This is a genomic window from Dechloromonas sp. CZR5, assembly GCF_008711155.1.
Classification (GTDB): domain Bacteria; phylum Pseudomonadota; class Gammaproteobacteria; order Burkholderiales; family Rhodocyclaceae; genus Azonexus.
The window spans coordinates 328482-343340 of sequence record NZ_VUYQ01000003.1 but is presented as its reverse complement, the minus strand read 5'-3'; the positions used below and the strand labels follow the sequence as shown (position 1 = coordinate 343340).

Annotated in this window: 13 protein-coding genes; 5 read left to right on the top strand and 8 right to left on the bottom strand. The window is 62.7% G+C overall.

The features are described from left to right. Positions 1–32: 32 nt before the first annotated feature. The 6 genes from argC to F1002_RS10470 form a co-directional block, all read right to left on the bottom strand. Positions 33–983, bottom strand: coding sequence for an N-acetyl-gamma-glutamyl-phosphate reductase (gene argC / locus F1002_RS10495; RefSeq protein ID WP_150428979.1), 951 nt, complete (start codon positions 981–983; stop codon positions 33–35). 71 nt (positions 984–1054) lie between these two features. Then, the gene (locus F1002_RS10490; RefSeq protein ID WP_223879544.1) at positions 1055–1942 is read right to left on the bottom strand and encodes a patatin-like phospholipase family protein; all 888 of its coding nucleotides are present in this window, start codon (positions 1940–1942) and stop codon (positions 1055–1057) included. Positions 1943–2056: 114 nt separating this feature from the next. After that, complete coding sequence (locus F1002_RS10485) at positions 2057–3238, bottom strand: metallophosphoesterase (RefSeq protein WP_150428978.1); 1182 nt, start codon at positions 3236–3238, stop codon at positions 2057–2059. Positions 3239–3507: 269 nt separating this feature from the next. After that, positions 3508–4026: a Spy/CpxP family protein refolding chaperone gene (locus tag F1002_RS10480; RefSeq protein WP_150428977.1), complete on the bottom strand. Its 519-nt coding sequence runs from the start codon at positions 4024–4026 to the stop codon at positions 3508–3510. Between the two features lie 123 nt (positions 4027–4149). Beyond that, on the bottom strand, positions 4150–4659 hold the full coding sequence (locus tag F1002_RS10475; RefSeq protein WP_150428976.1) for a hypothetical protein: 510 nt from the start codon (positions 4657–4659) through the stop codon (positions 4150–4152). A gap of 60 nt (positions 4660–4719) precedes the next feature. Beyond that, complete coding sequence (locus tag F1002_RS10470) at positions 4720–5160, bottom strand: hypothetical protein (RefSeq protein WP_150428975.1); 441 nt, start codon at positions 5158–5160, stop codon at positions 4720–4722. A gap of 207 nt (positions 5161–5367) precedes the next feature. Here F1002_RS10470 and F1002_RS10465 point away from each other — a divergent pair, with 207 nt between their 5' ends. Then, positions 5368–6312: a LysR family transcriptional regulator gene (locus F1002_RS10465; RefSeq protein ID WP_150428974.1), complete on the top strand. Its 945-nt coding sequence runs from the start codon at positions 5368–5370 to the stop codon at positions 6310–6312. Between the two features lie 3 nt (positions 6313–6315). Here F1002_RS10465 and parE read toward each other — a convergent pair whose 3' ends face one another. After that, positions 6316–8265 carry a DNA topoisomerase IV subunit B gene (parE, locus tag F1002_RS10460; protein ID WP_150428973.1) on the bottom strand — a complete coding sequence of 650 codons (1950 nt, stop codon included), beginning with the start codon at positions 8263–8265 and terminating at the stop codon, positions 6316–6318. 122 nt (positions 8266–8387) lie between these two features. Between parE and nfsB the strand changes: the two genes are divergently transcribed. The 4 genes from nfsB to F1002_RS10440 all read left to right on the top strand — a co-directional run bounded on the left by nfsB (position 8388) and on the right by F1002_RS10440 (position 14237). Further along, positions 8388–9041: an oxygen-insensitive NAD(P)H nitroreductase gene (gene nfsB / locus F1002_RS10455; RefSeq protein ID WP_150428972.1), complete on the top strand. Its 654-nt coding sequence runs from the start codon at positions 8388–8390 to the stop codon at positions 9039–9041. 132 nt (positions 9042–9173) lie between these two features. Beyond that, on the top strand, positions 9174–10100 hold the full coding sequence (locus tag F1002_RS10450; RefSeq protein WP_150428971.1) for a DUF808 domain-containing protein: 927 nt from the start codon (positions 9174–9176) through the stop codon (positions 10098–10100). Continuing rightward, a complete protein-coding gene (locus F1002_RS10445) occupies positions 10097–11140 on the top strand; it encodes a zinc ribbon domain-containing protein (protein WP_150428970.1) in 1044 nt (347 codons plus the stop codon). Before F1002_RS10450 ends, F1002_RS10445 begins: the two co-directional genes overlap by 4 nt. A 193-nt stretch (positions 11141–11333) precedes the next feature. Then, positions 11334–14237 carry an ATP-binding protein gene (locus tag F1002_RS10440; protein ID WP_150428969.1) on the top strand — a complete coding sequence of 968 codons (2904 nt, stop codon included), beginning with the start codon at positions 11334–11336 and terminating at the stop codon, positions 14235–14237. Between the two features lie 61 nt (positions 14238–14298). Here the strand turns inward: F1002_RS10440 and F1002_RS10435 are convergent, their stop codons facing one another. After that, positions 14299–14859, bottom strand: coding sequence for an SRPBCC family protein (locus F1002_RS10435; RefSeq protein WP_150428968.1), 561 nt, complete (start codon positions 14857–14859; stop codon positions 14299–14301).

Here is a 14859-nt window from a genome sequence, read left to right as displayed (position 1 = left end):
GGCCGCCATTTTCTTGTCTGAAGCCGGCTCGATCAGATCAGGCCGAGCGTTTCCTCGACACCGAGATGTAGGTTCATGGCCTGGACGGCGGCACCGGAGGCACCCTTGCCGAGGTTGTCCAGTCGGGCGACGAGCAGCATGCGCTCATCGTTGCCGAAGACGGCGATATCGACGCGGTTGGTGTCGTTGTTGGCTTCGACGTTGTAAAAACCGCCTTCGGTGGTGGCGTTCAGGTCGACCGGCAGCACGTTGATGAAGCGTTCGCCGGCGTAATAGTCGGCAATGATCTTCTGCACGTCGGCCGGCGAGGCCTTGCGGCTGAATTGCTGCGGCTGCAGGTAGGCGGTGACGGCCAGGCCCTTGTAGAACGGTCCGACGATGGGCTGGAAGATCGGGGCGACAGTGAGACCGGTATAGGCCTGCATTTCCGGCAGGTGCTTGTGGGCCAGGGCCAGCGCATAGGGGCGCGGTGCCTTGAGGCGGGCCGCGTCGTTGGCAGCAGCCACGTAGTCGGCGATCATCGACTTGCCGCCACCGGAGTAACCGGTGATGGAATTGGCGGCGATCTGCGTGGCGGCCGGCAGCAGGCCGGCCTCGACCAGCGGGCGCAGGGCGAGGATGAAGGCGGTGGCGTGGCAGCCCGGATTGGCAATGCGCTTGGCGGCCTTGATCTTTGCGCGCTGGTCCTTGGCCAGTTCCGGCAGGCCGAAGGTCCAGGCCGGGTTGACGCGGTGCGCGGTCGAGGCGTCGATCACGCAGGTATTCTGGTTGTCGACCAGCGACACCGATTCCTTGGCCGCCTCGTCCGGCAGGCACAGGAAAGTCACGTCGGAGGCATTGATCAGGCGCTTGCGCTCGGCCAGATCCTTGCGCTTGTCGGCGTCGATCTTGAGGACTTCGACATCGCTGCGCTGGGCGAGGTATTCGTTGATCTGCAGGCCGGTGGTGCCTTCCTGGCCATCGACAAAGACTTTGTAGGTCATGGTGAATCCGCGGTTGAGTCTAAAGGATGAATTCTGGCAGAAATTCGTGACGCTTTGGGGACACGCTGCCGTCAGCGCACCAGTTTCTGCTTGATGGCGGGCAATGCGGCCTGGGCCGCCCGTTCGCCTTCGAGCATGGCGTCGTTGCGGGCCGTGAAATCCCAGGATTTGACATAGGGCAGCTTGGGACGGATGACGAAGTCGGCACCCTTGAGCTCGTTGGCCGCGATGGCGCCGCCCATGATGGTCGTCGTCTGCCACATGATGCCGGTCAGGCTGTCGGTCGGCTGGCCATCGGGCCTGGCTGAAATATCGACGGCGATGACGATGTCGGCCCCCATTTCGCGGGCGGCTTGCACCGGCACCGGGCTGGTCAGGCCGCCATCGACATAGCTGTGGCCGCGAAACTGCGTCGGCTGGAAGACGCCGGGTACGGCCGCCGAGGCGCGTACCGCCATGCCGGTGTCGCCAGACCGGAAAACGACACGCTCGCCCGTGTTGAGGTCGGTTGCTACCGTGGCGAACGGACGGTTCAGGCGTTCGATCGGGCGTTTGTTGAGGTGCAGGTTGATGAATTCCTGCAACGCCTCGCCCTTGAGCAGCCCGCGCCCGCCCAGTGTCCAGTCGGCGAAGATCTTTTCATCGAGCTGCTGGGCGATTTTCTGCATGGCATAGGCGTCGTAGCCGGCTGCATAGAGCGAACCGACGACCGCACCGGCGCTGGTGCCGACCACGTAGTCCGGATAGATGCCGTGCGACTCCAGCATCTTGATCACGCCGATATGGGCAAAACCGCGCGCTGCCCCTCCACCCAGAGCCAGGCCGATTTTCGGCTTGGCCACCGCAACCGGTTGGGCTGGCGGTTTGCTGCCCAGGCTGATGCAGCCCGACAGCATCAGCAGACAGCCGATCAGCGCGGCAAAGGGCAGGGGGCGTTTCCAGAAGGGACGTATAGACACGATGAATCGGTAAAAATGGCGAAAGGCGCCATTCTAGCGCCTGCCGGCGGATGACCTCGGAATGGAATGGTGACGAATCGTATCCGTGTTGCGTGCTTATGTATTTCCGGGATTTCAGCGGGCGGCGACGAGACGCAGCACGGTGATTTCCGACGGGGCGCCAAAGCGCTTGGGCGGGCCCCAGTAGCCGGTGCCACGGCTGGTATAGATCGCCAGCCGGCCGAGTCGGTGCAGTCCGGCGGTAAAGGGCTGCTGCATGGGCACGAAGTGGTTCCAGGGCCAGAACTGACCGCCATGGGTATGGCCGGAAAGCTGCAAATCGAAGCCGGCCGCGGCGGCAGCCGTTGCCGAGCGGGGCTGGTGGGCGAGCAGGATGCGCGGCAGACCGGGCGGGCTGCCTGCCAGCGCGGCGGCCGGGTCGCTGGCCAGCGCGGCATCGAAGGCGCCGGCCGTATAGTCGGTGACGCCGGCCAGCACGAAACGGGCGCCGCCATGTTCAATGACCACATGCCGGTTATGCAGGCCGTGCAATCCGATCCGTTCGAATTCGCGTATCCACGCCGCAGCCCCCGAGTAGTACTCGTGGTTGCCGGTGACCCAATAGCTGCCGTGTCGGCTGCGCAGGCTGCCGAGCGGTGCGGTGTGAGGACGCAGCTGCTGGACATCGCCATCGACCACGTCGCCGGTAATGGCGACCAGATCGGCGTCGAGCCCATTGACCCGGTTGACGATGGCCTGCACGTAGTCCTGCTTGATGGTCGGCCCGACGTGGATGTCGCTGAGCTGGACGATGGTGAATCCTTCCAGTGCCGGCGGCAGGTCGGCCAGCGGGATGTCGATTTCGACGACGCGTGCCACCTTGCGGGCGTTGGCGTAGCCTGCAAGCGTAAAGAAGCTCGCCAGTCCGATGACCCCGAGTGCGCTGGCCGACGCCCAGCCGGATTGATGAAAGAAGAGCAGCGACAGGTCGCGCAATACCGTCAACACCAGTATCGACGAAAAGTAGCCCATGGCGAGACCACCCAGCCAGGCGAGCTGGTCGGCAGTCACCTGACGGGAAACGACATGGCGGGCCAGGAGGCCAAAGGGCACGAGGCAGCTTGAAGCGGCCAGCACGGCCAAAGCCAGCACCCAGCCGGTGGCGGTGAGGTCCAGCGCCGGGAGCAGACGCCAGCCGATGTAGGCATGCAGCAAGCCGAGCAGCGGCAGAATCCGCCAGAGCGCGCGGCGCAGGCGGCCCGGCAGGGCAGGACGTGTGTCAGACGGCTGAGAAATCGCTTGCTGGGGGATGGACATGGGATTTTTGTCGTTTGGGGTGGCTGTGCGATGGGAAGCGACGAATCCACTTCAGGGGGATAAGCGGGCGGCGCGAATGGTGCGGGGTAAGGGAATCGTGAACGAACTTGGAGCGCCATGCCCCCGAGACGTTCCATCGGGTTGGCGTTTTCGCCGGTAGCGCATCGGGCCTGGCATGAAAAGGCCGGCGCACGCCTTGCGGCATGGCCGGCCGGTGCCGTCGCGAATCCAGTCGCGTCAAACCCGGTGCGCCGAACCGTCGCCGGGCATCAGTTCGCCGGTGGCGGGTTGGCCGGTCCTTGCGGGCCGGGGCCGCGCATGCCGCCACGCATACCATCGCGTTGGCCGCGCTTGCCCATCATGCTGTGCTCGTCGAAAACCTTCTTCTGTTCCGGCGTCAGCTGGGCGTAGAAGTCCTTCATGGCATTGACGTGCTTGCCCATGGCCTCCTGATGCTGCTTTTGGAACTCCAGCATCTTCTCGGCGCGTTCCGGCGCGGTCAGCTTGGCCATGTCGCCCGGATCAGGGCGATTGGCGTTGCCGGCGAAGGGGTGGGATTCCTGAAATTTGGTCCAGGCACCTTCCTGTTGCGGCGTCAATTTCAGGGCATCGTGCAACTGTTGTTGATGCTGCTTCATGCGTTCGCCGGCTTGCCCTTGGGCAAACTTGCCACCCATCGGGCCGTCGCCCATGCAGCCGCCGCGTTGGGCAAAGCTCGGAGCGGAGACGGCAATGGCGCCGGCACCGATGATTAGGGCAGCGATACGAAGTTTATTGTGCTTCAACATGTTTTTCTCCTTGATGATCACTGGCGGAATGTCCCGCGCTGGAAACCATTAGAGCGCAAACATGTAATTCAGCTATTTCCAGGCTGTTCCAAATTGTTGCAAGCTGTTTCAACGGATGCCGGGTCAGGGGCGACGCCAAAGCCGGCGTAGCGTGGCGGCGGCGACGGCGCAGGCAAACAGCGCGACGATGAGCCATTTTGCCGAGGCGAAGGCGGCCGCCAATGGTATGAGACCTGGATCGACACCGGGGCCGTCGCGCAGCAAGGTTTCGTGACCGTAATTTTCGACGAGGTCGCACAACGCCGCGACCGGCAACGCGGCAACGGCCAGTCGCCGGGGCCAGTGCCACGCCGAACCGAAGAGTGGCGTGCAGATGGTGATGACCAGGCCGAGTACGCCGTAGATCAGCGCGTGCAGCGCATCGTAAGGGAAATGGGCAAGGTAGCGCGCCTTGCCTTCCGCTCCCCAGGCGTCGACGATCTGCCAGAACGAAGAGGGAGAGAACGTTGTCTGGAAACGCAGAATATCCTCGGCTTGTGGGCCCAGCACAACGATGATGTGCGCTTGCGACGCGATGTAGAGCAGGGTCGTGGCAAGCAGTAGAACGAGGTTTCGGTGGCGGAAAGCGGGCATTGCTTAAAGAGCGGCGGGCGGCTTGCAGCCGGGTGGATCGGAACGAGAGGAGGCGGGGATTTACGGACTCGAAGCGATTGTCATGGTAGCGCACACCGGAGCCGTCGGCACGAAGCGAATCTGGCTGTCGAATGTCGGATGTCCGAAAGTCTTCCTCAGAAAGCGCAGCATGGTGATGCGCAATGCGTCGAGTTCGTGCCCACACGGTGTGCATGACGAGTGATGGACGGTAACCAGGCAAGGCGGGAGGCGGTCGTATAGCCGTCCGCCAATGAAATATCGAGAGGGTGGCGCACTGTCGATCCGGATGGTGATGTGTTGAGGGGGAAGAACAAAAGCATCGGCGAGCAATTCGGTGAGGTGTCGGGCGATAAATTCGACCAGCGCTTCCGACAAGTCGGCACCGAGTACGAGGTGGCAATACAGCATGGCGGCCGAAGGCGGTTCAGTGGTGCGGACGCCGCGATGTTGCGTATCGGGCAATACGGGCCTGTAGCGCATGACAGGCTGAAAGAATCCAGGATAGTGGGTTCCAGCGGCGGATGGCAGCCTTGCGCAGGGTTTCGGCGAGACGTCGATGGGCGTCGAATACTTCTGGATTTATGCGGTTCATCGTATGCTCCTGTCAGACGGCGAAGGGCGGCGTCAGGAACAGCTTAGGCAGCGTTCCAGTCTGCGGCGAGGCCATGAAAAGGAAAGGGGTTTTGCATGCCACGCAACACCGATACCGTGGTCAAGGTGCCCGGTTGGCAAAATGTGATGCCAGGGGATTTGGCGATCCTGATCCGTACCGTCGAACTAGGTAGCTTTTCGGCAGTGGCACGAGAGCGCAATCTTCCGACATCGAGTGTGTCGCGGGCCGTCCAGCGGCTGGAGGCAGTCTGGAGTGTGCGGCTACTGCGTCGCTCGACGCACGGGCTGAGCCTGACCCCGGAGGGTGAGGTGGCGGTCGATCTCGGCCGATCCAGTCTGACGAAACTGGCCGAAATCGGTGAGCGGTTGGCGGTACCTCGTGACGGAGTCAGCGGCATGGTGCGCCTGGCCATCAGCTCGTCGTTCGCTGAAGGATTGATTGTGCCGGCCTTGCCCATGCTGGCCGAACGCCATCCAGGGCTAGCGGTGGACGTCATCGTCGATGACAAGGCCAGCGATTTTTCGCTGGATGCCATCGATCTCGCCGTGCGTGTCGGGTCTGTTGTGGATGAGAGCCTCGTCGCCCGACATGTTGGAAGCTTTCGGCGCGGTCTCTTTGCCGCCCCGGCATACCTGCGGCGTTACGGTACGCCGCAGACGCCAGACGATCTCGAAGGCCATCGTTTCGTCAGCCATCAAAGCATTTCCCACCTCAATCATCTGCGTTTCGCGCCGGCAGTGGGTGGCGGCGACCATGTCGTATCCGGGCGATATCGGGCCAATACGACGGCCGTGCTGGAAGAGATGGTTGCTCAGGGACTGGGGATCGGCTACCTGAACGAATTGTTCATGCGCAGCCGCGTGCTCAGAGGTGAGGCGGTCGAAATTCTTGCCGGGCAATGCGATCCGGCACATTACCCGATCTATGCCGTTTATCTGCCCGACCGCCAGCGCCTTCCTCGGGTACAGGCGATGATCGAATTTCTGGGTGAGCTATTCGGTCCGGACGTTTCAGGCTGACGCTTAGACGTCAGCCTCGACCAGTCCGCCATCCTTCTCCATCCATTGCCGGCGTCCGGAAGCCTCGCCCTTGCCCATCAGCAGCGTGAAGGTACGGTGCATCTGCAGGATGGTGTCGCGGTCGGCCTGGAAGGGCACGAGACGACGGGTGTCCGGGCAGAGGGTGGTTTCCCAGAGCTGGTCGGGGTTCATTTCGCCCAGGCCTTTGAATCGGGAGACCGTAATCCGGTGTTCTGGTATGCCTTCCTCACGCAGCTTGTGCAGGGTTTGCTGCTTTTCCGCCTCGTCCAGGCAATACACCTTGCGGGTGTGCCCCTTGGCTTCGACGTCGACACGGAACAGCGGCGGCTGGGCGACGTGGATGTGGCCCTTCTCGACCAGGGCCGGGAAGTGCTTGAGGAAGAGCGTGAACAGCAGCACCTGGATGTGCGAGCCATCGACGTCGGCATCGGACATGACGATGACGCGGCCGTAGCGCAGGCCGGAGACGTCAACGGAGTCGATCTGGTCGATGCCGTGCGGATCGACGCCGACGGCAACGGAAATATCATGCACCTCGTTGTTCTTGAACAGCTGGTCGCGATCGACCTCCCAGGTGTTCAGCACCTTGCCGCGCAAGGGCAGCACGGCCTGGGTTTCCTTGTCTCGGCCTTGCTTGGCGGAGCCGCCGGCCGAGTCGCCCTCGACCAGGAAGAGTTCGTTGCGGCTGATGTCGTCCGACTCGCAGTCGGTCAGCTTGCCGGGCAGCGTGGCGATGCCGGAGGACTTCTTTTTTTCGACCTTCTGCGTCGATTTCATGCGGTTCTGCGCCGCCTTGACGGCCAGTTCGGCGATCTTCTTGCCGAAATCGGCATGGCTGTTCAGCCATAGCTCGAAGGGGTCGCGCACCATCTGGGCGACCAGCTTGTAGGCGTCGCGGCTGGTCAGCTTTTCCTTGGTCTGACCCTGGAACTGCGGGTCGAGCACCTTGGCCGAGAGCAGGTAGGTCATCTTGCCGCAGACGTCTTCCTGCGCCAGCTTGACCTTGGCGGGCAGGATGGCGTGGTGGTCGGCGAAGGCTTTCACTGCTTCGAAAACGCCGGATTTCAGGCCGGCTTCGTGCGTGCCGCCATCCAGCGTCGGGATCAGGTTGACGTAGCTTTCCGGCTTGCCGCCGCCTTCCTCGAACCAGGCGAGCGCCCAGGTGGCGCCTTCGCCGACCGCAAAGCCGTTTTCGACCTCGACGTATTTTTCGCCCACGAAGATCGGCGCTACCGGCGTGCCGACCATCATCTCGGCCAGGTAGTCGGCCATGCCGTTCTGGTAGCACCAGGTCTTCTTCTCCTGGCCTTCAATCTCCAGTTCGACCGTGACGTTGGGCATCAGCACGGCCTTGGAGCGCAGCAGGTGCTCAAGCTGGCCGAGATTGACCTTGGGCGAATCGAAATACTTGGGGTCCGGCGAGATGCGAACCGTCGTGCCGGTGGTGCGCGGGCCGACGTCGCCGATGCGGGCCAGCGGTTCGATCACGAAGCCGTCGGCAAAGGCGATTTTGTGCACGCCACCGCCGCGCTTGATCTCGACTTCCAGCCGTGTCGATAGGGCATTGGTCACCGAGACGCCGACACCGTGCAGGCCGCCGGAAAAGCGGTAGGCGTTGCCCGATTCCTTCTTGTTGAACTTGCCGCCGGCGTGCAGCTTGCAGAAGACCAGTTCGACGGCAGGCTTGCCTTCCTCCGGGTGAATCTCGACCGGGATGCCGCGACCGTTGTCGGAAACCTCGATCAGCCCGTCGGCCGCAATGCGCACTGAAATCTTCTTGGCGAAACCGGCCAGTGCCTCGTCGGCGGCGTTGTCGATGACTTCCTGCACGATATGGGTCGGGCAGGTCGTCCGGGTGTACATCCCGGGACGTTCCTTGACGGGTTCGAGGTCCTTGAGGACGCGGATGGATGAGGCGGAGTAGTCGGACATGCGATTTGGAATCTTGGGTGATAATGGCGGTCGCTCACCGAAGTGGCGCGGAGCGCGATTCTACCTGCCGCAGCGCTCGCCGCAATCCTCCAATATAGATATCGATGAAAAGGACGCCTCTCATGAACGTTGCTCAAATCGCCACAACACGCCGTACCTGCAAGGCCTTCGATCCGACCCGCAAAATTCCCGGCAGCGTGCTGGACGACCTGAAGACCGTGCTGCGTTTCGCCCCTTCTTCGGTGAACAGCCAGCCCTGGCACTTTGTCATCGCCGGTAGCGATGCCGGCAAGGAGGCGCTGGCCGCGACGCTCGACGGCGCTTTTGCCTACAACGCCGGCAAGGTACGCGGCGCCTCGCACGTTGTGGTCTTCTGTGCGCGTACCGCGCTTGACGAGGCGTATCTGAACAGCCTGCTGGATCAGGAAGAGGCCGATGGTCGCTTTGCCACGCCGGACGCCAGGGCAGGGCAATCCAAATCGCGCAGTTTTTACGTCGGCCTGCACCGCGACCAGTTGAACGATGCCGATGCCTGGGCCGACCGCCAGATCTACATCGCACTCGGCAATCTGATGCAGGCCGCCGCCGCGCTCGGCGTCGATGCCTGTCCGATGGAAGGGATCGACGTGTTGAAGCTGGACGAGGCACTCGGCCTGCCGCAAAAGGGTTTGCGCGCGGTCGTCATGTGCGCGCTGGGTTACGGCAGCGAACAGGATTTCAACGCCAGGCTGCCGAAGTCCCGCCTGCCCGCCGACACGGTGTTCAGCGAAATCTGATAGCCGGGAGACGGAACCCAGCCTTGGCGCTGCGACGGGCGCCCCGGCCGTGCGAGTTTTCCATCGACGTTAACTACCTGAACAATCCCATGCGCCAAACCGGCGCCGTCCCGACAGCGAACGGAGTTCCCCATGGCTGGTGCCAGCCTGCTTGCACTGATTGACGATATCGCGACGATCCTCGACGACGTCGCCGTACTGACCAAGGTGGCCGCCAGGAAGACGGCCGGCGTATTGGGCGACGATCTGGCGCTCAATGCCCAGCAGGTGGCCGGTGTGGCCGCCGAACGCGAACTGCCCGTGGTGTGGGCCGTAGCGGTTGGATCGTTCAGGAACAAGTTGATTTTGGTGCCCGCCGCATTGCTGATCAGCGCCTTCATGCCGTGGGCGGTCATGCCCCTGCTGATGCTGGGCGGTATCTACCTGTGCCTGGAGGGCGTCGAGAAGCTCGCGCACAAGTGGTTGCACAGCACCGAGGAAGATGCCGCGCACCACGCCGAGGAACTGGCGGCGGTGGCCAATGAAAGTGTCGATCTGGCTGCCTTCGAGGCGGACAAGATCAAGGGAGCCATCCGTACCGATTTTGTGCTCTCCGCCGAGATCATCGTCATTGCGCTCGGTACGGTCGCCGGGCAGCCCTTTTCGACGCAGGTTGCCGTGCTGGCCGGTATTGGCGTGATCATGACGGTCGGTGTCTACGGCATCGTTGCCGCTATCGTGAAGATGGACGACATCGGCGTCTGGCTGTTGAAAAAGGATTCCGGCGCCGCCCAATCGCTTGGCAAGGGCCTGTTGCTGGCGGCTCCCAGGTTGATGCGGCTGCTCGCCGTGCTGGGCACCGCAGCAATGTTCCTGGTTGGCGGCAGTATTCTGGTGCACGGCATTCCGGCGTTGCATCACGGTATCGAAGCGTTCGCCGGCCTTGCCGGTTGGGGGAGCGTCCCGGCATCGATGGCGATGGAAGCAATGGTCGGGGTGGTCGGTGGTGCACTCGCCCTGCTCGGCATGCAGGTATTCGGCGCTGCCCGCAAAATGATCTCCGGAGGAGCGAAAGCATGAGCAAAGCGTTGCGTTTGTCGGAAAAATGGTTCCGTTTCGGGTTGTGGATCGTGGCCTTCGTTTTCGCGAGCTTCCTGATCGGGTTGGGCGGAACGATCGTCGCCAACCTTCCCAAAGTCGAACATCGCTACACACTCGACGATTTCATCGACAAGCCGGCTGCCGAGAGCCTGCGCGCCGAACTGCGCAGCTTGCAGGAAAAACGCCAGGTGGCCCAGGACGCCAACGATCAGGCGCAGTTGAAACTCAATGCCGCCCGCGCCAATTCCGGAAGCGCACGCGATACCTTCAACAACTGGCTGGCGACCCGTCATGCCACCCAGCGTCCGGAGCAGGACCGTGAACTGATCGAACGGACCCAGGCGCTGGATGAGTTGAAGATACTTGAGCGCAAGGCGTTGTCCGATGTCGAGCGCCAGCAGCAGAACCTGCTCGATGCCCGTCAGGCCGAGGCGAAGGTTCAGCGCGACCTGCACGAACTCGAAGACGCCGCGTCGCAAAAGCTGGATGTCGAACTGCGCGATCAGGAATTGCGCGTGTTCGGTTATCGCCTGCTGCTGACCCTGCCGCTGCTGGTCGCCGCCGGCTGGTTGTTCGCCAGGAAGCGCCACAGCACCTGGTGGCCATTCGTCTGGGGCTTCATCTACTTTGCGCTTTTCGCCTTCTTCGTCGAGCTGGTACCCTACCTGCCCAGCTACGGCGGGTACGTGCGCTACGTGGTTGGCATCGTCCTTACCGTGCTGGTGGGCCGCTACGCCATCGTCGCCCTCAATCGCTACCTGGAAAAACAGAAGCAGGCCGAAGCGCTGCCCGATATCGAGCGGCGCAAGGAACTCAGCTACGACACGGCGCTGGCGCGGCTGGCCAAAAAGGTCTGCCCCGGTTGCGAGCGGTCGGTTGATCTGACCAATACGGCGATCGATTACTGCCCGCACTGCGGTATCTGCCTGTTCGACCACTGCGGCCAATGCAAAGAGCGGAAAAGCGCTTTCGCACGTTTTTGCCACGCCTGCGGCGCGGCAGCGGGGCAAGGGAGTTAGCGTCAGCCGCTCGGCGGGCTGGAGGCAGGCTACGAGGCCGTTCGCCAGGGGTACGCAAGCGCTTCCAGGTCAAGTGGAAAAAATGCGCGGAGGCCGATCTTCCTGGTAAAAAGCCCTGGTTGACGATGGGTTATTCATCCGTGGATACTCGGGGCACACCGATTGTCCCGTCACCTTTTTTGCATCCTGATCAATGATCGACAGCGTTTCCCGCCGCCTCGCATTTTCCATGGGGTCGTTGATTCTGGCACTGCTGCTTTTGCTCACTGCCCTGGGCTTCGTCGCCCTGCGGAATGCCACCGACGATTCCTTGTCGGTCGCCATTTGGCAGATGGCGCAGGCCCGTGCCCAGGCTCACCGGGACATCTTTCGCCAGGCGAATGACAGCGTCCGGCGCTTGCACGGCGAATTGCTCGAGCGCCTTCAGGCGCAGAACCCCGCAACTGCCGATCGACGTTTTTTCGAATTGTTTGCCCGTGCCGACGATGGCCTCTGGCGCCTGCGCCCGGAGCTGGTCGATACCCGCCGCGCGCCCACGCTTTACCTGCGCAATGCCGACGATGCCTCGGCCAGGCGGCGGGCGGTTGCCAGCTACGACCTGCTGCGCGAGCAGGGGCCGGCGATGGTGCCGCCTTTTTTTTCGGTTTACATGGATTTCGTCGAGGTCGGGCTGATGGTTTACTCGCGCGGCATCGATTGGGGAGCCAAGGCGACGCCGCAAACCGACAACTTCAACTATCCGACCATGGCCAACTCGCGACCGGACAAAAATCCGGAGCGCCGGCCTTTCTGGACGCCGGTCTATCTGGATAACCAGGCCGGAGCCTGGATGATTTCGGCGATTCAGCCGCTTGACTGGCAGGGCGTATGGGTCGGTACCGTCGGACTCGATATCACGGTCGAGAGCTTGCTGACCAATGTCGATCAGAACGGTGCAACCGGCGAGTACCACCTGATCATCGACGATAAAAGCCAGTTGATCGCGCATCCGCAGCTTCAGCAACGGATTGTCGAAGCGCAAGGCCAGTTGGCGATTGCCACCCTTGGCGACCCGCTGCTCGAACAGATGGACGGGGTCATCAGGGGCAGCGGACTACCGTCCGGCGTTGAACGCTCGCCGGACGGCACGCACTGGATCGCGTGGAGCCGGATCGATGGCCTGGGGTGGTATTGGGTGACGCTGTTGCCGAAAGCCGGCATCGATAGCCGGATACTGATCGGCGCCGGGTTGCTGCTGGCGATTGGCTTGCTGCTGATTCTTCCCAGCCTGTGGCTCATGCACAGCGCCATCCAGCGCATTGTCAGTCGGCCGCTGGGCAGGATCACGCAAGCCGTCGACGCGATCGGCAAGGGCGAAAAGCCGGCGCCGATCGAGTTGCATCAAGGCGACGAACTGGGACGCCTGGCCAACGCCTTCGATTGCATGACCGCCGAGATCGCCGCACAGCGGGCCGCCCAGCAGCAGCGTACGCAGACGCTCGAAGAAGAGGTCGGGCAGCGTACGGCCGACCTGGCGCTGGCCAAGTCGCAGGCCGAGCAGGCGAGTGCCGCGAAAAGCACCTTCCTGGCCAACATGTCGCACGAGATCCGCACGCCGATGAATGCCATCCTCGGCCTGACCTACCTCCTGGGCAGCGAAGCGACACCGGCACAGGCAGACCGGCTGGGGAAGATCAATGCCGCGGGCAAGCACCTGCTTTCCATCATCAACGACATCCTCGACATATCCAAGATTGAAGCCGGCAAATTGCAGCTGGAGCACAACGATTTCACGCTTTCGGCTGTTCTCGATCACGTGCGCTCCCTGCTTGCCGATGCCGCCAGCCAGAAGGGCGTGGAGATTCACATCGATACCGATGCGGTACCTGTCTGGTTGTGTGGCGATGTCGTGCGTCTGCGGCAGGGTGTACTCAACTATGCCGGCAACGCCCTCAAATTCACCGAGCAGGGGCGCCTGACTCTCGCTGCCAAGCTGCTTGAAGAGCAAGGCGACGATCTGTTCGTGCGCTTCGAGGTGCGCGACACCGGTATCGGCATCGAGCCGGAAAAGCTTGCCACGCTCTTCCAGTCCTTCGCCCAGGCTGATGCCTCGACGACCCGGCAATTCGGGGGCACGGGCCTCGGCCTCGTCATCACCCGCCGCTTGTCCGAGTTGATGGGTGGAGAGGCTGGAGCGGAGAGCATTCCCGGCAAGGGGAGCACCTTCTGGTTCACCGCCCGGCTGCAGCGTGGCCGGGGAATCCTGCCGGCAGTGGCCGCTTCCGGTTGCGATGCGGAAACCCGGTTGCGCGAACGATCGAAGCGCGCCCATCTGTTGCTTGCCGAAGACAACCCGATCAATCGCGAAGTGGCACTGGAGTTGCTGCACGCCGTCAATATGCGGGTGGATGTTGCCGTGGACGGGGTCGATGCGGTCGAACTCGCTCGCCGACAGCAGTACGACCTGGTGCTGATGGACATCCAGATGCCCAATCTTGACGGGCTGGGTGCGACAGCCGCCATTCGTGCGCTGCCGGGTTGGCAGGACACGCCGATCCTGGCGATGACAGCCAATGCCTTCGACGAGGACAAGGCGAGCGCCAGACTGGCCGGCATGAACGATCACGTCGCCAAACCGGTCGAACCTGAGCTGCTCTATGCCACCTTGCTGAAGTGGCTGCCAAGCTGCGCCGAAAAAACCGTCGAAGAAAGAGTCGTGTTCGCAGAGGCGCCGGTAGTAAATGAAACCGATGCCGACCTTTACGCTGCCCTGGCGCAAATCGGCGATCTCGATCTGGAAGCAGGCCTCAAGCTTGCCGGGGGCAAGCTGCCGTTTTACCGCCGCTTGCTGACGCTCTTCGTCGATGCGCATGGGGGCGACGCGGAACGGCTGCTCGAACTGCTTGATCGGCATGACACCAAAGCTGCCCAAGGTGTCGCCCATACCCTGAAAGGTGCCACCGGGAACCTGGGGGTACGACCCATTTACGACCTTGCCAGCGAGCTCGACAGTGCGCTCAAGAGCGGCGATGACGCAGGGGCCGATGCGGCACTGAAACAGCTGAGCGAACGACTTCCCGCATTGATCGGTGCCTTGCGGTCGGTGCTGGCGGCGTAGGCCGGCAAGGCGCACAGCTGTAGCGCGGCAGCTCGATGGGCCCTGAAACGGGCCTGATGCGTCAAGATCCGGGCATTCCCCGGCGGCGCTGCATTTCCCGGCCGAGGGCATTGAATTGTTCGGCCAGTTCGTGCTGCAGGAAGTTGCTGCCGAGCGAGGAGGGTATCCAGCTGTCGGGCTCGATTTCGATGTGATAGTCGATCTGTGTTCCGCTGCCCTGTGGATGGAGTTTCATTTCGCTCTGCATGCGCTTGGCCGAGCCGGAAATCGAGCGGGAGAGGATGCGGTTATCGTCGATGACCTCGATGCGGCGCAGGCTTTCGAACGACATGGAAAACGGCCCGAAGCTGACCTTGCCGCGCTGGGCCACTTCATAGACGTTGCCGTGATGGGAAACCACGCGACTGGCCAGCACGCCGGGCATGAAGTCCGCCATGTGCTCGAAGTCGGTCAGCACCTTGAGGGCGATGCCGGGTGCGACCGGGGACTTGAGGTGCAGGGTGGCGATGTACAGGCCGTCGCGGTAATCGACCTGGACTTCATCGTCCGTGACAGCCTGCCCGGGGAGCGCCAGGCAGGCAATCGATAGCAGCATCAGGAAGCGCAGCCACAGCGCGTTCAT

Excerpts from the sequence above, each read along its gene's own strand:
- F1002_RS10470 (WP_150428975.1), bottom strand. The coding sequence starts at position 5,160 with ATGCGCTACAGGCCCGTATTGCCCGATACGCAACATCGCGGCGTCCGC.
- F1002_RS10465 (WP_150428974.1), top strand. The coding sequence starts at position 5,368 with ATGCCACGCAACACCGATACCGTGGTCAAGGTGCCCGGTTGGCAAAAT.
- argC (WP_150428979.1), bottom strand. The coding sequence starts at position 983 with ATGACCTACAAAGTCTTTGTCGATGGCCAGGAAGGCACCACCGGCCTG.
- F1002_RS10435 (WP_150428968.1), bottom strand. The coding sequence starts at position 14,859 with ATGAACGCGCTGTGGCTGCGCTTCCTGATGCTGCTATCGATTGCCTGC.
- nfsB (WP_150428972.1), top strand. The coding sequence starts at position 8,388 with ATGAACGTTGCTCAAATCGCCACAACACGCCGTACCTGCAAGGCCTTC.
- F1002_RS10475 (WP_150428976.1), bottom strand. The coding sequence starts at position 4,659 with ATGCCCGCTTTCCGCCACCGAAACCTCGTTCTACTGCTTGCCACGACC.
- F1002_RS10485 (WP_150428978.1), bottom strand. The coding sequence starts at position 3,238 with ATGTCCATCCCCCAGCAAGCGATTTCTCAGCCGTCTGACACACGTCCT.
- F1002_RS10445 (WP_150428970.1), top strand. The coding sequence starts at position 10,097 with ATGAGCAAAGCGTTGCGTTTGTCGGAAAAATGGTTCCGTTTCGGGTTG.
- F1002_RS10450 (WP_150428971.1), top strand. The coding sequence starts at position 9,174 with ATGGCTGGTGCCAGCCTGCTTGCACTGATTGACGATATCGCGACGATC.
- parE (WP_150428973.1), bottom strand. The coding sequence starts at position 8,265 with ATGTCCGACTACTCCGCCTCATCCATCCGCGTCCTCAAGGACCTCGAA.
- F1002_RS10480 (WP_150428977.1), bottom strand. The coding sequence starts at position 4,026 with ATGTTGAAGCACAATAAACTTCGTATCGCTGCCCTAATCATCGGTGCC.
- F1002_RS10440 (WP_150428969.1), top strand. The coding sequence starts at position 11,334 with ATGATCGACAGCGTTTCCCGCCGCCTCGCATTTTCCATGGGGTCGTTG.